The following is a 21046-nucleotide window of genomic DNA, read 5'->3' as shown; positions in this document are numbered from 1 at the left end:
ATAATGGAAAAATGAAACGAAATAGAGTATACTATTACGGCATAAAATGAAACGTATAAAATTACTTCTTCCATTGTTTTTTCTTATAATATCCGCGGTATCTGCCGCGGACTATAAATCTTTGAAGAAAAAACCGTCGTTTCTTTCGGGACACGAAGATGTTTATAATCAATTTGACGAATATGACAGGTTTGACAACATTCAAACTTACGAGCCGTCCGGCGCCATAATCTCGGATAATTATACCGCTGACGACGGAACTCAAAGCAGACCGGAAAGCGTTCAATCGTTAGCCGGTCAGGAAGTTATAAACTATCTTGAAAACAATCTTTTAAAAAACAGCAAATACACCCCGTCAAAATGGCTTCAAAAAGACAGCGCAAATCTTAAAATAGAAGTTAGCACGCAAAACCCGTCGCAGCAGCCGGACTTGCCTCCGGGGCTTCTTACGCGCCTTCCGTTTGAGTCGCAGCTGTCTCTTTCGGGAAGAAAGCTTATAGGTTTTGACTATAAAACAAGGGTTTACGACAAACCGGAAGACGGAAAAAGAAAGAACGATTCCACTTTTACCATGCAGCAGGAATTGCAAATGCGCATAATGGGAAAAGTGGGCAACAGGCTTGCCATAAACGTAGATTACGACGACACTACCGATAAAAAAGATATATCGCTTGTTTATAACGGTCTTCCGCAAGAGTTTATACAGGAGGCTGCGTTTGGGGATATTAACGTGTCGCTTCCAAGCACGGAATTTTTAAGTTATTCCAAAGAACTTTTCGGTCTTAAGGTAAATACAAGATATAAAAATTTTGCGACCAATATGTTTTTTAGCAAAACCAAAGGCTCGTCGGAAATGAAGCGCTATACCGGCAATAAGCAGCTTCAGAGAATGACTATTGCCGATACTTCTTATATAAAATATAAATACTATTCCATTTTAAAATCAGGCGTATCAAAAACAATAAAAGCGGGCAGCGCGCAGGTTTACGCGGATTATCAAAAACTTGACCCGAAATATAATCTTTCAATAACCACCGGCACGCCGTTAGGATATTTAAAATCTCCGGCGTCTCCTTCATACAGAGGAAATTTTGTTTTGCTTGTAGCCGGACAAGATTATACTATTGATTACAACACCGGCGTTCTAACGTTTAAAAACACGCTTGCCTCCAACTACGTTGTGGCCGTAGATTATCAATATACCGACAATACGTGGCTTCACGACGACGACCCTGCTTTTGCCTCTTATCCTGTTGTTATAAAAGATGTTAATAACACAGACGCTCTTTCTCAGGAATTGAAAACTTTTTACAATCTCGGCAATTTAAAAATTATTCGCGACGACGGAAGAGGAAACTTTATTCTTGAGTTGAAAGATTTAAACGGCGACGCGCCTTCAATAATAGACGGAGGCAACCCAGTGCCTAAATATCCTCCGCAAGGCGGATATGCCGCCAACATTAACGTAGATTTTGAGAACGGTATTTTCAATTTAACTCCTGTTGACGGCGAACCTTTGCATCCTTCGTTGTACGTTTCTAACGAGCATAAATATAATTTTATAACAGAATATCAATATACGGCAAAAATTCTTACGCTGCGGCCCGGAATAGTTCCGCAGTCTGAAAAAGTTGTTGTGGACGGACGGACGCTTATGCAAAGCTCCGACTATATAATAGATTACGATTTGGGAATTCTTACAATATTAAACGAAGGCATAATACACGAAAGTTCCGTAATAGACGTTTCTTACGATTATTCAATGTTCGGCACGGAATCCGAGTCCACGCTTGTAGGCGCAAGAAGCGTTTTGAATATAGCCGATAATATTACCGCCGGCGCCGGATTGCTTTATAATTTTACGGCAAAAGGAAACTCTTTACCCGACGTGCGCAGCACTCCAAACAGCCTTTTGGTAGGCGAGGGAGATTTAAGAATAACGGATTACGATTTAGATATGCTCAATATGCGCGTAAATTTGGGAGCGGAATACGCTTTCAGCTCTCAAAACGATAACACCGCAGGCAAGGCTCTTATAGAGTCTATGGATAATTCAGTTTCTGAAAACCTTGCAAGCATGATAAATGAAAACTGGTTTCATTCGGCAAATGCGGCGTCCGTTGTTCAAAGATTTTTAAGCGATTTGTCGTGGGAAAGCAGAGAAATTCCGATAAAAGATATAGATCCGGAGCTGGAGATTATAAGGGATCAAAAACAACTTGTTGTTGACATAAATTATAACGTAACGGCAAGAAGCGAAGTTGCGTTTGCGCAGAAAATATCAAATTCCGGATTGGATTTTTCAAAGAAACTTTATATAGACGTTTGGGTAAATTATAACGGAAGCACAACAGCGGCTTTTGCCATAGATTATGCCGGCAGCATAAATGAAGACGCCGACGGAAACGGATTATTGGATACCGAAGATAAAGACGGCAACGGAATAATAAGTCCGTGGGAAGATATCGGACAACAGTGGAGAAATCCGGACACAAGCATAAGCCTTATCGGCGCGCATAACGGAAAACTTGACACCGAAGATTTAAACGGCAACGGACTTTTAGACACAACGGAAGACGTAGCCGGAACTTTCTACTTATCGGCCGGAACCGTAATAAAAGAAAATGCAAACGGCTGGAAGCAGATACGAATTCCGTTAAACATAACGCCGGCAAATATGCAAAACTGGAAAAATATAAAAATTGTGCGTTTCAGAGCGATACAAAATCTCGGCGAGCAGGGAAGAATAAGCATAGGGAAAATTTCAATAACCGGCAATAAATGGGAACAGGACGGAGTTTCTTCGCAGGATTATGCCATTTCGTCTATAGGACAATCCGACCTGAATTATGTTTCTTTGTTAAATAATTCTTATTACCGCGATTTATACGACATAGAAGGCAGCGTTCGCAAAAATGAGCAGGCTTTAAAAATAGATTATAATCTTACCGGTTTAAATGAAAACGCTCTTGTAAAAACAGTATATACCGGCGATTATTTGGATATATCCAAATACGACAGCATAAGATTTTTTGTTTATGCAAAAGATGCGGCAGTAGGAGATGTTATAGTGTTTCGCGCCGGCGGAAACGACGGAAATTATTTTGAATATAAAGTAACAAAAGACGCAGATCCAAGCTGGAATACGTGGAAACTTATTACAATAAATCAAACCGGCGCTTCGCGGGCGACAGCCTGGTCTTCGTCGGACCCTGCGGGAATAATATCTACCGCGGGAATGCCGTCTTTAGAAAAAGTTTCGCAGCTGACCGTTGGCGTAGAATCTTCGGCTGCGGGCGCGCATAATATATGGTTTAAGGAAATACATCTTAAAGGCTCAAAAACTTTAGACGGCGCGGCGTGGAAATTAAACGGAACTTTAAGATGGAACGGAAATAGATCTCTTGGAGCCGTTACCGCCGGCATGGCAAGAAAATCCATAGACAGAAATTTTCAAACAATAACCGCCGGCGTTTACAACAGAGATTATCTTGAAGACAGCGCTTACGTAAATTTTGAAGGCGTAAAAACAGACGTGCTTACGCTTCTTCCCGTTAGCGCGGGGCTTTCGCGAGTTCGCACTATAACGCCGGCGGTTATGGAAAATAATTCAAATCTTATATCGCTCAACGACGAAGGTAAAGTGGTTTCTTACACGGGGTATGCTAATACAAATTTAAATCTCGGCGTGGATTTGCCTCAAGTTTCCGCTCAATACAGCCGTTCCATAATAGATACTTCCAAAATTGAACGTCTTGAAGACAGAGAAACCGTAAGCGGAAACGTTGTATATAACAATCCTTTGGAATTTCCGCTTTTGCCTGAAAATGTTACGGCAAACGTTAGAAGAACAAACTCTTATTATAAAGTTTATCCGGACACGCCTGTGCCTACTTCAAACGACTTCCTCGGACTTTCAAGCATAAACGATTATTTAGGCATAACCGATTACCACACTCTTGAGCAGTCCGACAGTTTTTCCATAAAGCTTCCTTTCAGATTTTCGCAGGGCATAACGTTTTCTCCGTCGTATTTAATAGATAACGTAAGCGAAAAAAACAGAGATTTTGCCGAAGAAATAGATTACAATAAAACTTTAAACCAAACTATAGGCGCAAGCCTTGTATTCGGCGTTGCCAACTGGTTTGCTCCTACGTTTACATACAGCGTAAACACAAAAGAAAACTACAATATAAACGCAAGCACGAACACGGCAAATCTTATTATTCCCGGACAGAAAAAATATATAGAAAGAAACGGCGTGGGAGAAATTTCGTGGAATTTAAACGCGTATGATATTGCTTCGCTGCCTTATTTTAAAAGCCTTACTTTTTCCGCTTTGTTTAGGGTTCAAGATTCCGATTCTTACGATAACGTTTCAAAAGATTTTCGTTCAACAGGTTTTACCATGGATAAAATTTGGATAAGAGATAACCCGCTGCTTGAAATTCTTCCGGCTTACTCAACGTCTTCTTATATTGTGAAAACAATTTCAAAAAGAAACGATATAAGAATTTTGGGAAGATACATGCCTTTTGAAGCGTTTAAATTCAAGGGCTATCTGTCGCCTATTAATACTATTACGGCAAATTTTACTTATACGCAAGGAAGCGAAAACTCTTATATAACCGGAACAATGACGGACGTTTACACAAAAATATGGCCGGAACTGCTTATAGGAATGTCGGGAATAGAAAAGTTTTTCGGCGGCGCAAAATGGATAAGCGACACGCAAATTAATTTTAAATATTCCGATAAAGATATGACCACTTTCGGAGTTTCTTACGTGGACAATACAATGGTTGGTTTTGATTACAGATTTAAAATTCTTAAAAAACTTGATTTGTATGTTTCGTTGGAGCAGTCAGACGCGGGAGAAACCAACTATGCAAACCTTTCGCCTCTTTCAAGCGGTTTTGCAAGGAAATGGGCCGGGCAAGGCGGATACGACCTTGGAAAGTGGAGATTTAGTTTAAGATATGAAAACGAAAACAACTGGCAAAAAAATTCCAGAGATATTTTTTCTTCAAAAGTTGTAAAGCAAAGTTATCTGGGACAGATAAACGCGGACATGTCTTTTCCCGGCGGAATAAAACTTCCTTTAATAAATTTGAATATTCCTCTTAACAACAGAATAATATTTTTGTCAAACATAAAATATATTGCGCAGGAATCGGCAATAAACGTAGAAACCGATAACAATGCAAATTACGGAATTGCCGCAAACGCCGATTACGAAGTTTCAAAATATTTCAGATTTCTGCTCGGTATTTCATACGACAGATTTGAATACACTTACAATCCGGATTTAAATTATTACGATTTAGCGTTTTCAAGCAAACTGACCATTCAGTTCTAACGGTAAGTTGTTAAAGTAGAAAGTAGGAAGGAGTAAGGAGCAAGTAATAAAGAATAAGTAATAGGTAAAAGGTAAGTCGGTTAATTCCCCTTTTGCAAAGGGGGTGAGTGTGCGACGAATAAGGAGCACGAGCCACGAACGGGCGCTTGTAAGTAAGATGTTAATCCAAAAACGAGCCTGCCCCGTAAGGTTGTAATACGGGGTGAGCGCACCGGAGGCAGGCGTAGCCTGACGGGGTATTTTGTTGTTGCCTTTAATTCGTAATTATCCTTTGAAATCATGAAAACAATAAAAAGCATCATCTCTCATGCGGTATCATTTGTGTTTCCTATAACTTGTTCTTTGTGCTCTACAGATTTGCCGCGCGGCGCAAAGCAAAGAGTGTGCCCGTCTTGTTTTGAGGGGTTAACAAAAAACGACGGACTCATTTGTAAAAAATGCGGAGTTTTTTTGCCCGACGGAGGGGAACACTGCTATGCGTGTTTAAAAGACCGCAAAAGATTTTCTTTTGACACGCTGCGATCGCCGTATGTTTACCAAGACGGCGTTCGCAAACTTATTTTAAAATTTAAATATTCCGGAAGAATGTTTCTTACAAAAGAATTTGAAAACTCTTTGGCGGACACCGCCGTTAAAAATAATTTTCACAATCTTACCGAATGCATAATTCCGGTTCCGTTAAATTTTGTCCGACGCGTTAAAAGAGGGTATAATCAGGCGGAGCTTCTGGCTTTTGGCGCGGCGTCAAAAATTTCTAAACCCGTTTACACAAATGTTTTATACAGAAAGAAAATTACCAAGCCGCAGTTTAAACTTGCCAAGAGCGCAAGAATTGAAAATGTTAAAAATTCTTTTTTGGTCAAAAATATAGAGCTTATAAAAAATAAAAATATACTTTTAATAGATGACGTTGCAACTACGGGCGCAACTCTTTCAACTTGCGCGGCAGCTTTAAAATTAGCGGGCGCCAAAAAAGTTTTTGCGCTTACTTTAGCGCGCGACATGTAGCAAATAATTGATAAAACCGGAGCTTTTTTGTATAATCATTTTATGTAATAGTGTTAAGTAAATCTTATTATGAAGAAGCCCTTGAGAGAACAATGAAAAACACAACACAACACAACACAACACAACACAACACAACACAACACAACACAACACAACACAACACAACACAACACAACACAACACAACACAACACAACACAACACAACACAACACAACACAACATACTCCCTTAAACGCTGCTGTAAATTTTTCATATACAACAATAGAAAGCTAGTTGTATTTTTAATGCAACCGGTTTTTTCGTTTATAAAGCAAGAAATAAAAATACAATTTGAAAGAGGAAAAAAATGAAAAAGACATTAGTTTATTCTGTTTTTGTGTTATCTTGTTTGCTTGTATTTATTGGCAATATCTACGGTCAGAGTCATTCTCGCATAAATAATATCAATTATGCTGAATTTGACGTGAGTGTCTCCACGCAATTTGTGAACTTATCTAATAACGCCGGCGGAGCCGTGTACAATGGTTATGGCGGAGTAATAAAATTTCAAGCGTTAGCAGGCATAATCACAATAACTTTCAGCAGTAATAACGCAACAACTCAAGGCGGCGCTATTCATAACACTTATTCTTCTACTGTTTCAAGTACCTCTATAATTGAATTTAAGAATTCAATTGTGAATTTTATTGACAACAGCGTGGGCACTTATGGCGGCGCTATTTTCAATAATAATTATTCTTTGCTTGAATTTAATAATTCAAGCGTGCTTTTTGCTAATAACATTTCCAGCAATTCCGGCGGCGCTATTTATAATAATGATAGATCCACTGTTAGTTTTATTGGCGCGTCTGTGAATTTTAGCAGTAACAACTCAACTTACAATGGCAGCGCTATTTTCAATAATAGTTATTCTTTGATTGAATTTAGCGGTTCAAGCGTAACTTTCGCCGGTAACAACAGTATAAACGCCTCCGGTAGCTCTATTTATAATAGCAATTATTCCATTATTAGTTTTAATGGCGGATTTGTGGGTTTTAGTAATAATATATCCAGTCAAAACGCAACTGTTACTAATACTAATTCTTTGATTCAATTTATTAATTTAAGCGTAATTTTTGATAATAACAACGCGTTGATTGGCAATGGCGGCGCAATTTATAACATGAATAATTCCACTATTAGTGTTAGTGGCGGCACTATGAAATTTCAAAATAACAAAGCGCTGGCAGTTGCCGGGGCAATTGTAAACACAGGCTTTATAGATTTTACCAACGCAGAAATAAGTTTTATTGACAACCAAGCAGGAACAAACGGCGGGGCGGTAAACACCCAAGGGGCAAACAGTAAATTTTTAGTAAACGCTTCCAGTATAAGTTTTACAAACAACACCTCAAATACCGGCAACGGCGGAGCAATATGGAGCAATAAGGTAGTAGAAATAGCCGGCAGCGTCATAAATTTTATAAACAACAAAGCAATAGCGGGAGCCGGAGGGGGAGTATTTGCGCAAGCAGGAAGCAGCATAACATTAGAAGGGTCAGGGAATTTTATAGGAAACGAAGCGGGAAGTTACGGAGGAGCAATATACGTGTCAAGCAGCGCAAGCGTAAGCATAATAGCAAACAACGGGGACATAGCGTTTGACAATAATAAAATGAACGGAAGCCCCAACGACATATACATAGCTGATTGGGGCGTGTTGAATTTAGGGGGAGCAAAAGATATATATTTTAAAAGCGGAATAGGGTTTAATACGACAACAAGCAGCATGAATATAAAAGTAACAAAAGAGGGAAGCGGGGTAGTATATCTAGATTATAGTAACCCGTATTTAAGCAATTTAGAATTTAAAGAAGGAAGCATAAGTTTGCACAGCGCAGGAAGCAATAGCGTAGGCAGGCAGTTGACAATAAACGAATTAGACGCAAGCGCAAGCGGAAGTCAAAAGATATATATGAATGTAAAAATAAACGGGCAAATTGACGACGAGTCTGATAAAATAAGAATAATAGATAAATATGAAGGGAATATAGAAATAGCGGGCAAACAAGTGGGAACAATAGGAGCGCTGACAGCAGGCGATGGAATGAAAGCGGTAGAATTCGGGGAGAACGCAGTAATAAACGGAAATTTTAGTTTAGAAGGCGGAAAAATAGATAACGGAGCATATGAAATAAAAATGTATAAAGGGGACGACGCAACGTTTAGCGATTGGAGCGCGTCGGCAGACCCAAGGGATTATTATCTAAGAACAGCAGTAAGCGGAGCCGGAGGAAACCCGGTGCTAACGGACGTATATAAAACAATGGCGAATATGCCAATATTGAACGTGCTGTTGGCGCGAGCGGGAATGAACAGTTTAGAAAAACGCTTAGGCGATTTAAGAGGTTTTGGGGTTGGAATAGCGGGCGTGTGGAGCAGGGTATATGGAGTAAACGAGAAAGTAAAAGATATGGTGGACACAAATTTAAGTTTAATGGGAATAGAAGCGGGTTTTGACGTTTTGGTAAATAGAGAGGAAAAGAATAAAATATATGTTGGAGGAATGTTTGGATATACGGGAACATTGGAAGCCAAAACAAAGTTAGGTGTAGAAAACAGCAACGGAAACGGAAGGGGAGTAAGCGTAGGGTTGTATGGAAGCTGGATAGAAGAAAGCGGCTGGTTTGTAGATTTGGCAAGCAGATATTTCATAACAAGTTTTGATATGGCAAATTACAGTTCAATAGGCGATAAGTTGGAGTATAAACCTGAAAGGGACATATGGGCAACGGGAATAGAAGCGGGAAAAACGTTCAAGGTAGAGGAAGACGAGAATAAATATATAAGAATAGAACCGAAGTTAGAAGTGCAGTATCTAATGGCAGGCGACGATAAAACAACGGTAACCAACGGCGTAGGGAGTTTGGAGTATGGAAAAGCGAATTATGTGAAAGGAAAAGCGAATATATTGATAGGTTACGCAGTAATGAAAAACGGGGAAGTGAAGTATGAGCCGTATATAGAAATAGGGTATAACCATGAGCTGGCAGGGAAAGGGAAAATGAGTTATAGCGGGGTAGGGTATGAAAGCAACATAAGCGGAGGCGGATTTGAAGGAGCGTTGGGAATAGATGTAAAGGTGAGCGAAAATATATACATATACGGACAAGGAAATATAGAGAGCGGGGAAAAGTTTAGCGCAATAGGAGCAAACGTAGGAGTAAGAATAGGAATAGGGGAAAAGGGAAAGGAAGCAGCAGTAGTAGAAACAAAAGCAAAGCCGGCGGTTGTTGAATCAACGGCAACGGCAGCGGTAGAAAAAGAAGATAAAGATATAGAAGAAGCCAAAGCAAGAAGGAAAGCGTCAATAAAAGCGTTTAGTATTAAGGCGGCAAGTTTTGGAGTAGGTAAATCAGAGTTAACGCCGAAAGCGAAAGAAGATATAAAAGAGATGGCGCAAGAAATAAAGAAGTATGAGTACACGTCGGTAACAATAGAAGGGCACACAGACGCAAGCGGAAAAGCGGAAGTAAATCAAGAGTTGTCTGAGAAAAGAGCAAAGAGCGTGAGAGAAGAGTTTGTAAAAGAAGGAATAGAAGAAAGCAAAGTGAGAATAATAGGATTTGGACACAGAATGTCGGTGGACACAAACGAAACAGCCGCCGGAAGAGCCAACAACAGAAGAGTAGAAATATTTGTAGAATAACAAAAACGGCAAAGTGAAAAGTGACACGAAGTGTCATCCCGGAATGTCTTAATCCGGGATCCATGTTTGCTAAATATTATACGTGTTCATTATTTAACGGTAAAGTGAAAAGTGGAAAGTGGAAAGTGAAAATAACAACAAAGACGAAACGGCAATTACAAATTAATAAATAAAAGTACTGTCGTTAATTCCCATTTTTCAACTGAAAGGGTATTATTGCGAAATGTATTTTTTTGTGTTATAATTCTCAACGCAAAGGAATTGCAAGACTAATTATTATTCCTTTTCACGGTAAGGAAGTTTAGTTTTACGTTTGCAAACAAATTATTAATGTTTTGCAAATCACAAAAGAAGAGTTTTTGGAAAAATTAAGAAGTTGCTAAAACCTTTTTATTACATTTAAAAAAAGAGAAAAAATATGATTTACAGACAGACAGACAGACAGACAGACAGACAGACAGACAGACAGACAGACAGACAGACAGACAGACGCACCCTTTAAATACTTCGTTGGTGTTGTTATCCGAAAAAAACATCCTTGCTGTCAATTCCAATAAAATAGAATGCGCTGAATGCCAAACGGCAGTCAGTGTTTTTTCATTTATAAAACAAAAAGTAAAAATACAATTTGAAAGAGGAAAAAAATGAAAACAATTTTACGAGCAGCCATTGCATTTTTTGTATGCGTCCGTCATACCGTGCTTGGCACGGTATCCATGTTAAATAAAAAACGGATTCCGATTTTCAACGGAAGCAGGAAAGCCGTTACTTTCTCCTTACTCCTTGCTACTTTTTCCTTGTTTTTGGCAGCGCCAAAAGCCTACGCCCAAACGTCTGTAAACAACTTTGACAATTTTATAGCCATAACAACCGTAACAAACAATTACAACATATCTTTAACCGGCAATATCTTATTTTCCACCGGCGGCTTTAGCGTATTAAGCGGAACAATTACCGGAAACGGATACGTGTTAGACGGGCAAAATGCAAACGCCGGAATTACTCTTTCTTCCGGAAACAGTTTATTTTTTTATGGACCCATAACATTTCAAAATTTTAAAAAAGTAATAAGTAGTAGTGGAAGCGCAGCGCAGGGAGGAGCATTATTTGCAGCAGGGGCATATAATACCTATTCAAACAGCACAACCATGTTAGATTTTACAAATGCAACAGTAAACTTTACAGGCAATACGGTAACAACTGTAAGCGATTATATCTATGGAAGCGCAGCGCAAGGCGGAGGACTATTTGTAGGCGGAGCGGTCTCTGCAGGGGCATATGGTGGAATAGCCAATTCCAGTAGCGGCACAGCAGTAGTAAACTTTACATCATCAATAATAAATTTTACAAGCAATACGTTAATGAGTGGAGCTATCGGAAGCGTAGCGCAAGGCGGAGGGCTATTTGTAGGAGGAGCAGTCTCTGCCGGAGCATTTACCGGTGGAACCAACAACTCCAGCAGCGGCACAGCGGTAGTAAACTTTACATCGTCAACAATAAATTTTACAAGCAATATGTCAACTTACACGATTGGAACGGTGAGAACAGTAGGGCAAGGCGGAGGATTATTTGTGGGCGGAGCGGTCTCTGCCGGAACAAGGGGTACCGGAGTAAACAATTCCGGTAGCGGCATAGCGGTAGTAAATTTTACATCGTCAACAATAAATTTTACAAGCAATACAGTAACGGGTGAAAATGCAGCGCAAGGCGGAGGGCTATTTGTAGGTGGAGCGGTATCTGCCGGAGTAGGTAGGACTGTAATAAACAATTCCAGTAGCGGCACAGCGGTAGTAAATTTTACATCATCAATAATAGACTTTACAGGTAATATGGTACAGGGTGGACGCACTGGAAGCGCCTCGCAAGGAGGAGGGCTATTTGTAGGGGGGGGCAGTTTCTGCCGCAATATCTGATGAGGGAGCAAACAATGCCGGCAACGGTATAGCGGTAGTAGATTTCACATCGTCAATAATAAACTTTGCAAGTAATACAGTAGAAAATAGAATGAATGGAACCGCAGCACAAGGCGGCGGGCTATTTGTAGGTGGAGCGGTATCTGCCGGAGCATATGAAGAATATACCGATGATACAGCAAACAATTCCAGCAGCGGCACAGCGGCAGTAAACATTACGTCATCAGCAATAAACTATATAGGCAATACGGTAACGAGCGGAGGCACTGGAAGCGCATCGCAAGGCGGAGGACTATTTGTAGGCGGAGCGGTCTCTGCCGGAGTAGCTGGTTCCGGAGCAATCAATTCCAGCAGCAGCGGCACAGCGGTAGTAAATTTTATATCATCAACAATAAATTTCACAAGCAATACGGTAACGAGCGGAGGCAATGGAAGCGCCTCGCAAGGAGGAGGGCTATTTGTAGGCGGAGCAATATCTGTCGGAGCATATGATTCCGGAGCAAACAATTCCAGCAGTGACACAGCGATAGCAAACTTTATATCATCAACAATAAATTTTACAAGCAATACGGTAACGAGCGAATATATAGGAAACGCCGCGCAAGGCGGAGGGTTATTTGTAGGCGGAGCGGTTTCCGCCGGATTATATAGTAACGGAGCAACCAATTCCAGCAGCAGCGGCACGACCGTAGTAAACTTTATGTTGTCAGCAATAAACTATATAGGCAATACGGTAACAAGTAGAAACGGGGGAACCGCCGCGCAAGGAGGAGGGCTATTTGTAGGCGGAGCGGTATCTGCCGGAATACGTAATGGTGGGGACAATATTTCCCGCAACGGAACAGCAGTGGTAAACTTTACATCATCAACAATAAATTTTACAAGCAATGTGTTAGCAAGAGGAATTAACGGAACAGCCGCGCAAGGCGGAGGATTGTTTGTAGGCGGAGCGGTATCTGCCGGAGCATATAATGTTGGAATTAATGATTCCGACAGCGGCACAGCAATAGTAACTTTCACAAATTCAAAAGTTAATATAAATAATAACACAGCGGAAGAAGGCGGAGGAATATTTGCAGGCGGTTCAGTGTCTGCAGGGTCATCAGGAATAGGGACCAATGCTATAAATCTCGCCTTTTTCGGCGTTGCGGAAATAAATTTTAAAGGTTCAACGGTAACAATAAACGGCAACACAGCAACAACCGGCGCAGGAATATATGTAGCCGGAAATTATATGGACTTCTTCAGCGGCAACATGGCTGCGGGAGGACAAGCAAAAATAATATTTGAAGATTCGCAAGTGGCGCTTAATTATAACACAGCAAGTTCAACCGGCGCAGCAGTATATGCCGACGACGCAATAGTAACCCTCAAGAACACAGTAATGACATTTATGAATAATAAATCGTTAATAGGCGCAAGCATATATGCAAGCAATAATTCAAGCATAACATTGTCCGGAAAAGGAAACTTCACAGGAAACCAAGCAACAACAGCGGGAGGGGCAATCTACGTAACCGGAGGCAGCACAGTAACAGTGGAAGCCGCAAGCGGCAATATATTATTTACAGGCAACAAAGCAGGCAGCGCGCCAAACGATATATATCTTGATAACAATAGCTTGTTGAATTTAATAACGGCAGGAACAAACACAATAAGTTTAGTCGGCGGAATACAAAGCGCAATCAGCGCAACAAATATAGCGGTTAACAAAACAGGAGCCGGCGATTTATACATAGGCGGCAACAACCAAATTAACGGCGACTTCACAGCAACAGCAGGAAAAGTAGCGCTGTTAGAAAACGCAACGCTTGAGGCAAACAACCTGATATTTAGAGGCGCAAAATTTGACATGACCGACAGCAACACGCATGTAAACGTAGCAACAGCAACAACGTTGTTTGAAAGCGATACAAACTTATTGATGGATATATTTGCAAACGGAGAAAACGACCAAATATATGCAAGCTCGGCGCAAGTAGGAGGGAATTTGCATATAAAAGCGCGTTTTGGCTTTTACAATAACAGAGAATATAAACTAATAATGTCCGGCAACAACGTAGTATTTGGAACGTTTACAACAACAACGTTTGATTACGTAGGAACAAGCAGCTTTTCGTATGAAATAAAATATAACGATATAACAGACTGGACAGGAATAGTAAGAATAATAGTAAGCGGAACAAGCGCCGCAAATTTCCAAGAGCTGCCGAATTTAACATATAACCAAAAAGAAACAGCAAGAACGTGGGACGCGTTGTCGCTGGCGCCGGAAATAGGAAATGATTTGATGAATGTAATGTCGGAAACAGCGGGCTTGGCAGAGAAAGAGCAGAAAGAAGTTCTGTCGGCAGTATCAGGATATTTTGTAAGCAACGTAATAAGAAGCGCAGCGTTAGACAGCGAGAATATTGAGCTGTATGAGAGAATAAAGAAAGAGAATGGAGTAGAAGAAACAACCACAGCAATGTGGGTGCAGGCAATAGGGGCAAGCGCAAAGTTTGGAAAAGATATAAACAGCATAGGTGAATATAAAGACAGCGGATACGGAGTAGCGGCAGGTTTTGACGTGTATTTTGGACCAACAAGCGGATTAAATAAAACAACGTTGGGAGCATATGTAAAGTATAAAGGCAACAGTATAAAAGAAGAAGCAAATAAAGCAACGCTAAATAAAATAGGCGGAGGAATATACGGCGGCTACGCGTCGGAGAAGTATGAAATAAAAGCGACGATAAACGCAAGCAAAGACAGCTATGAAACAACAAGAAATATAGAGCTAAGCAAATATTTCCCCGGGTATGAAGATAGAGAAGCAAAAGGAAGTTACGCAGGAATGACAATAGGCGGCGACGTGGAAGGAGCGCTAAAAATAAAAATAGCAAACAATACAATCTTCAAACCATATATAGGAGCAGAAGTAAAAAACGCAAGTTATGAAAGCTTTAAAGAAACAGGAGCAAACGGACTAAACTTAAATGTGGAAGCAGGAAATTATTTCAGAAGCGCAGGACGAGTAGGAGCGGGAGTAAACTACGAGAATGAGAAATGGGCAGGATATGTAAACTTGGAAGGAAAATATTTGCTTGCAGGAAACAAATACGAAATAGAAAGCGCATTTGAAGGAACAGAAATAAAATTCCAAAGCCGAGGATATGAAGAGAGCGGCGTGATATTGGGAGTAGCAATAGGAGGAAGCGTAAAAGTAGCGGAAGGGTTGAAAATAATAGCAGGAGCAAACGCATACACAGCGGATAATTACACAACCATTAACGGCAACGCCGGATTAAGATATAACTTTGGCGCAGCAACAAACAAGATAACAAGCAAAGAAGAAGCCCAGGCAACCCCTGAACCGACAGCCGCCGCCGAAACGCAATTATACGAGATGAACGATTTGCCTGACGAGTTACAAAATGCTTTAAGATGATGACAGGAAGCGATGATGGTAAGAAGTTAAGAAGATAAGAGGGTAAGTAACGACAAGAAACAACAATTACAAATTAGAAACAAAAAGAAACGGCAGATTTCCGGCTTAACCGAAAATCTGCCGTTTCTTTTTGTTTGTCGTCAATCTCCGCAAAAAAGCAGTTGCCGTAAAATTCTTTTATTTGTATAATTAGCAAATATGATAGATTTGCATACGCATACATTTTTTTCTGACGGAGTCTTAATTGCGTCGGAGCTCGTTTACAGAGCTAAATATAAGGGCTATTCGGCAATAGCTCTTACAGACCATATAGATTTTTCTAATATGGAATCTGTTTTGACTAAAATTACAAAAACGGCAAAAATTCTTACCGATAACTACGAAATTTTAGTATTTCCCGGGGCGGAGCTTACTTATATTCCGCCAAAACTTATAGCGTCTGCGGCCAAAGAAGTCCGTAAGCTTGGCGCAAAAATTGTAGTTGTGCACGGCGAGACTACTGCGGAAACCGTTCCGCCTGAAACTAATCTTTATGCGGCGCAGGCAGATATTGACGTGCTTGCTCACCCCGGACATTTATCCGTTAAAGAGGCGGAGTTTGCGCTTAAAAACGATATAAAAATAGAAATTACAACAAGAGCAGGACATAACGCAACAAATAAAGAAGTGGCAAGCGTTGCGCTGCAGGTTGGCGCTAAACTTGTTTTAAATACGGACACTCACGTTCCTGAAAATTTGCTTAACAAAGAAACTATTGTAAAAACGTTGTCTCTTTCGGGGCTTCCTGAAAATTATTATGAAATAATGCAGCGCAATGCAAAAGAAGTTATAAATAAAAGGAGTTAAAAGTGAAAATGCACGGACACGGAGTAGATCTTTCGCCTAAAAAATCAAGGTTTGCAGATATTGCGGAAGTTGTAATCAAATGGATTAAAGCAAACAGAACAAGTTTTTTGACTCTTATAGGTTTTATTTTTGCCGCAATTATTGCGGTTATTGTAATATTTAACGTATTGGCAAAAAATAAACAGGACGCTTCCGATAATTTATCTTACGCTTACAACCTTTTTGCTGCAGGAAAGTCAAATGAAGGTTATGCGCAGCTTAATACCATTATAGACGGATATAAAAACACTCCGGCAGCTTATGAAGCGCGTCTTATACAAGCCGACATTCTTATTGATCAAAAATATTATGATCAGGCTTTGCTTCTTCTTAATGAAACTATTGCAAAAGGCAAGCCTGCCGCTGTGCGCCCTTTGGCTTTGGTAAGAGTTATTTATCTTTACGATAGACAAAAAGATTACAACAACGCAATACTTTATTCAACCGAATTCATAAAAAAATATAAGACGCATTTTATGGTAAAAAATATTTATTTAAATTTAGCGGAGTATTATTTGCTTCAGGGGGCTACCGAAGATGCGGTAAACGTTTATAATGATATTTTGATAAACTATCCCGCGTCTAACGAAGCTTATGCTGCGGAAGCTAAATTAAAAGAAATGAAAAAATAAATACACGGAGGTTGTAAAGATGAAAAAAGTTATTCTTACGCTTTTGTTTGTGTCTTTGCTTGTTTCGCCTTTGTTTGCAGCGCAAAATAAATCTTCAAATACTTCCGGAGTTAATATGGAAGGCATGTTTGCTTTGGGGTATTCCAACTTTAATTTAGGAATTGACGGAGCGGGAAATTTTTCCACAATTGCAGCTCGTTACTGGATTAGCCCTACTTTTGGAATAGACGGCGGCATAGGTTTTGCGGCAGGCGACGGAAACAGTGCTTTTGCTTTTCAGGCAAAAGCGTTAACGGTATTGAAAAATTACAGCAAAGTTTTAAATGTTTACGCGGCGGGAAATCTTGGCGTTGTAAATGTGTCGCTTGCTCAGGACGCCTCGTCAACTTCTCTTTTTACCATTGGCGCGGGACTTGGCGTAGAATGGTTTGTGGTTGACAATCTTTCATTGTCGGCAGAACTTGGTTTAAGACTTTTAACCGGCAGCGGTTTCACACAGTTTGGAACCTATGCGGGATACTTTCCTGAAATCGGTTTAAGACTATACATATAATAGTGTATTTTTATAAAAAGCCTCTGCCTTTTGGGCAGGGGCTTTTTTTTGTTTTTTCATTGTAAAATAGGTATAATTAACGCATATGAAACATATAATTTTAGCGTCTGTTTTTTTATTTCTGTCTTCACAGCTTTTTGCTCAATCGGCTTCTACCCAAAGCGCGGCAGCGGCGGCGCCTGCGCCTGCTGTTGTTGAAACTGATAATTCCTCAAAAATAACTCTTCTCATAGATTACGATTTAAAATTTCGCGCGTTATCTTATTCAAATGTTGATTACACCCGCCCGTCAAACGATAAATTATCGGACACAATGTTTTTGCAATATCTTGCTTTAGAATTTAACGGACAGTTTGACAACAGAATAGATATGAATGCAAGAGTTGCTTCCTATGGAATTTCCGGCAGAGCAAATAATGTTTTTATATCTCCTTATTTAAATAACGACTATCCTGTTTTTCTTGAAACTGCTTATTTAACGTATAAAAGCGACAGCAAATCTGAAATTCCGTTTTCGCTGCACGTGGGCAAACAAGATATATACGAGGGCAGCGGACTAATTATAGGTTTAATTAATAACGGTCTTGTAGGCATGCGCGGCGAGGTGGATTTTTTTAATCTTTTTGCGCTTGAAGCGTTTGCATCTAAAGTTGACGCCGCAAATTTTGACGTTTACGGCGGAAATATAAAATTAAAAACAGTTCCTACGTTTGAACTTGGAGTTTACCGCGAATACAACGATTCCGGCTGGGAGTATGAAAAAGGCGTTCGCGCAAGCACAACTTCAGGATATGACGATAAAACTTTTTACAATTTTAGAATTTACTCGCAGGAAGCAAAGTATAAATATAATATAGAATTTGCAAAGCAGGGCGGGGAAAGGTTTGTAAGTTCTACCGAAAGCGTTAAGTATGATTCTTTGGCAATTTTAATTGAAGGCGGACTCTCCGGAAAAATTTTTAATATGGATTCAAACGCGGAAGTTTTGTTTTCTTATACGGACTCAAAAAACGGAAACGTTTTTAATCCTACTTTTGCAAGAAGATATAACGGCATAGGCAGGGTGGGTTTTGGAAATTTATTTGCCGCAAATAACGCGGACTCTTTTTTAATTCTTCCCGACGGCATTGCCGGAATAAATACTTTAGGCGCAAAGTTTGACATATTTCCGTGGAAGTTTTTGCAGGCAGGCGCGGGATTATATTTATATTTTGCTTCAGACGCGCCGCCGGACGCTTCGGGCGCGGGGCTTGCGGAAGTTTTTGGCGCTAAAGCAGACCTTGGAAGCGAGTTTGATTTTTTTGTCAAATATTTTTATCAGAAATATTTTGACGCAGGTTTAAATTTTTCCGTTTACGCTCCTCCAAGCGACCCGAAAAACGTTTTTGCAAATCACGACAATTCATATTTAATTCAATTTGAAGTAAATGCGAAATTTTAAATGAAGAAAGTGTATTTAGCGTTCTTATGGCACCAGCACCAGCCTATATATAAAAATCCCGAAACCAACACATACGAACTTCCTTGGGTTCGCCTTCATGCAACTAAAGATTATTACGATATGGTTGCCGCTTTAGATAACTTTCCGAAGGTAAAAGCTAATTTTAATCTTGTGCCGTCTTTGCTTATTCAGCTTGAAGAATATGCGTCTGGAAAAGCAAAAGACGTTTTTATGGACTTAACTCTTAAAGACGCCGCAGCTTTAAACAATCACGAAAAAACTTTTATTCTAACCCGTTTTTTTATGGCAAATTGGGATAATATGATAGCGCCTAATAAACGTTATCTTGAAATATTTAACAAAAGAGGCTCTAACACCGCGCAACCGCACGTTGCAAACATCGTTAAAGATTTTACCGAGCAGGATTTCAGAGACTTGCAGGTTTGGTTTAATTTGGCGTGGATGGATCCGTATTGGATAAAAAACGACGAGTTTATATCTTTCTTATATGCCAAAGGCGAAAATTTCAGCGAAGAAGAAAAACAAAAGCTTATTCAAAAGCAAATTGAAATATGCGCTAAAGTAGTAGAAAAATATAAACAGGCGCAAGACAACGGGCAAATTGAAGTTTCCGTAACGCCTTTTTATCATCCGATACTTCCGCTTTTGTGCGATACAAATTCTGCGCGCGAGGCTGCGGCTAATATAGATCTTCCGTCGCAAAGATTTACGCATCCGGAAGATGCTGCGGCGCAGATAGAAAAATCTGCGGCATATTACGAAAAAGTTTTTGGCTTTAAACCTAAAGGCATGTGGCCGTCGGAAGGTTCCGTTTCCGACGCTGCCGTTAAACTTATAGAAAATGCCGGCGTAAAATGGATAGCCACCGACGAAGCCGTATTATTTAACAGCGTTAAAGAAATTAACGCGAACAGAAAATTTTTATTCAGACCTTTTAAAACCGGCAATACGAATATAATTTTTAGAGATCACGGACTTTCGGATTTAATAGGTTTTGTTTATTCCAAATGGAATCCCGAAGACGCCGCAAATGATTTTCTTTCAAAAATAAGAGGCATTGCCGATTACGTTGGCAACGACTACGACGCGCCTCTTGTAAGCGTAATTTTAGACGGAGAAAACTGTTGGGAATACTACAAAAATGACGGCTGGGATTTTTTAACTAAACTCTACGAAAAATTAAGCGCCGACGAAACAATAGAAACCGTGCGCATAAGCGACTATCTTGAAAAATTTCCGCCTAAAGACGAAGTAAAAAAACTTACCGCAGGTTCGTGGATAAACGGAAATTTTTACGTTTGGATAGGTCACAGCGAGGACAATACTTCGTGGGATTATTTAAGCCTTACAAGAGATTTTTTAACAACATATATTGAGCAGAATCCACAATGCAAAGGAAGCGCCGCGGAAAAAAAAGCGTGGGATCTTTTGTATGCCGCGGAAGGTTCCGACTGGAATTGGTGGTATGGCGACGATCATTCCTCTTCAAGCGACGATATTTTTGATTATCTTTACAGAAAACATTTAATAGAAATATATAAACTTTTCGGCGTTACTCCTCCGGCAAGTTTCTACGAACCTATAAATAAATTTGCAAAAAAAAGACAGCAGTTAAAACCTGTGGCGCATATAAGCCCTAAAATAGACGGTAGGGAATCTACGTTTACGGAATGGCATAACGCCGGATGTTATGTTACAAAATCTTCCGGCGGAGCAATGCATAAAGTAGCCGGACTTATAGACTTTTTATATTACGGCGTTGACAATGAAAATCTTTTTTTAAGAATAGATTTAAACGCGTCGGCAATAGGCAGAAATTTTGATAATATGTCGTTTAACTTAAATATTACGTCGCCTGAAAATTCTAAAGTTTCGTTAATTTTTAATTCGCAAAAACAAATTATAAAATTTTCAGCCGTTACGGGCGGTCAGGAAAAAAGCATAGATTTATCAAACGCGGCTTACGACAGCATAATAGAATTAGCCGTTCCGTTTTGGGCGGTTAACATTCCCGCAGATTATGCAAAAATAGAGTTTAACGTAGCAGTAGAAGAAAACGGGCAGGAAGTAGAATCTTGGCCGGAAAATGATAAAATCATTATAGAAAAATAGAGG

The 21046-nt window shown here is 39.9% G+C and carries 10 protein-coding genes; all 10 read left to right on the top strand.

Going from position 1 to position 21046, the window contains the following annotated elements; genetic code table 11:
- Positions 1 to 46 precede the first annotated feature (46 nt).
- The 10 genes from Epro_RS02705 to Epro_RS02660 all read left to right on the top strand — a co-directional run bounded on the left by Epro_RS02705 (position 47) and on the right by Epro_RS02660 (position 21043).
- Positions 47 to 5359, top strand: coding sequence for a hypothetical protein (locus tag Epro_RS02705; RefSeq protein WP_144412029.1), 5313 nt, complete (start codon positions 47 to 49; stop codon positions 5357 to 5359).
- Positions 5360 to 5638: 279 nt separating this feature from the next.
- Positions 5639 to 6367: a ComF family protein gene (locus Epro_RS02700; protein WP_082121475.1), complete on the top strand. Its 729-nt coding sequence runs from the start codon at positions 5639 to 5641 to the stop codon at positions 6365 to 6367.
- 347 nt (positions 6368 to 6714) lie between these two features.
- A complete protein-coding gene (locus tag Epro_RS02695) occupies positions 6715 to 10056 on the top strand; it encodes an autotransporter outer membrane beta-barrel domain-containing protein (RefSeq protein ID WP_052570340.1) in 3342 nt (1113 codons plus the stop codon).
- A 644-nt stretch (positions 10057 to 10700) separates the two neighbouring features.
- On the top strand, positions 10701 to 11969 hold the full coding sequence (locus tag Epro_RS02690; protein ID WP_052570339.1) for a hypothetical protein: 1269 nt from the start codon (positions 10701 to 10703) through the stop codon (positions 11967 to 11969).
- 91 nt (positions 11970 to 12060) lie between these two features.
- Positions 12061 to 15399, top strand: coding sequence for an autotransporter domain-containing protein (locus Epro_RS02685; protein WP_052569643.1), 3339 nt, complete (start codon positions 12061 to 12063; stop codon positions 15397 to 15399).
- A gap of 198 nt (positions 15400 to 15597) precedes the next feature.
- On the top strand, positions 15598 to 16245 hold the full coding sequence (locus Epro_RS02680; RefSeq protein WP_052570337.1) for a histidinol phosphate phosphatase domain-containing protein: 648 nt from the start codon (positions 15598 to 15600) through the stop codon (positions 16243 to 16245).
- An 8-nt stretch (positions 16246 to 16253) separates the two neighbouring features.
- Positions 16254 to 16916, top strand: coding sequence for a tetratricopeptide repeat protein (locus Epro_RS02675; protein ID WP_237754519.1), 663 nt, complete (start codon positions 16254 to 16256; stop codon positions 16914 to 16916).
- 19 nt (positions 16917 to 16935) lie between these two features.
- Positions 16936 to 17469 (top strand): hypothetical protein, encoded by a 534-nt coding sequence (locus Epro_RS02670; RefSeq protein ID WP_052570333.1) that lies wholly within the window; start codon positions 16936 to 16938, stop codon positions 17467 to 17469.
- Between the two features lie 85 nt (positions 17470 to 17554).
- Positions 17555 to 18910 (top strand): hypothetical protein, encoded by a 1356-nt coding sequence (locus Epro_RS02665; protein ID WP_052570331.1) that lies wholly within the window; start codon positions 17555 to 17557, stop codon positions 18908 to 18910.
- Positions 18911 to 21043, top strand: coding sequence for a glycoside hydrolase family 57 protein (locus Epro_RS02660; protein ID WP_052570329.1), 2133 nt, complete (start codon positions 18911 to 18913; stop codon positions 21041 to 21043).
- The last annotated feature ends 3 nt before the right edge of the window (positions 21044 to 21046 follow it).

It is taken from the genome of Endomicrobium proavitum (genome assembly GCF_001027545.1).
Lineage (GTDB): Bacteria > Elusimicrobiota > Endomicrobiia > Endomicrobiales > Endomicrobiaceae > Endomicrobium > Endomicrobium proavitum.
Note: the sequence above shows the minus strand (reverse complement) of the source record. Positions and strands in the feature narration are given on the sequence as shown.

What these genes read in the sequence shown, in the direction of transcription:
- Epro_RS02685 (WP_052569643.1), top strand. Translation starts at nt 12,061, where the DNA reads ATGAATGGAACCGCAGCACAAGGCGGCGGGCTATTTGTAGGTGGAGCG.
- Epro_RS02670 (WP_052570333.1), top strand. Translation starts at nt 16,936, where the DNA reads ATGAAAAAAGTTATTCTTACGCTTTTGTTTGTGTCTTTGCTTGTTTCG.
- Epro_RS02675 (WP_237754519.1), top strand. Translation starts at nt 16,254, where the DNA reads ATGCACGGACACGGAGTAGATCTTTCGCCTAAAAAATCAAGGTTTGCA.
- Epro_RS02705 (WP_144412029.1), top strand. Translation starts at nt 47, where the DNA reads ATGAAACGTATAAAATTACTTCTTCCATTGTTTTTTCTTATAATATCC.
- Epro_RS02700 (WP_082121475.1), top strand. Translation starts at nt 5,639, where the DNA reads ATGAAAACAATAAAAAGCATCATCTCTCATGCGGTATCATTTGTGTTT.
- Epro_RS02690 (WP_052570339.1), top strand. Translation starts at nt 10,701, where the DNA reads ATGAAAACAATTTTACGAGCAGCCATTGCATTTTTTGTATGCGTCCGT.
- Epro_RS02695 (WP_052570340.1), top strand. Translation starts at nt 6,715, where the DNA reads ATGAAAAAGACATTAGTTTATTCTGTTTTTGTGTTATCTTGTTTGCTT.
- Epro_RS02665 (WP_052570331.1), top strand. Translation starts at nt 17,555, where the DNA reads ATGAAACATATAATTTTAGCGTCTGTTTTTTTATTTCTGTCTTCACAG.
- Epro_RS02660 (WP_052570329.1), top strand. Translation starts at nt 18,911, where the DNA reads ATGAAGAAAGTGTATTTAGCGTTCTTATGGCACCAGCACCAGCCTATA.
- Epro_RS02680 (WP_052570337.1), top strand. Translation starts at nt 15,598, where the DNA reads ATGATAGATTTGCATACGCATACATTTTTTTCTGACGGAGTCTTAATT.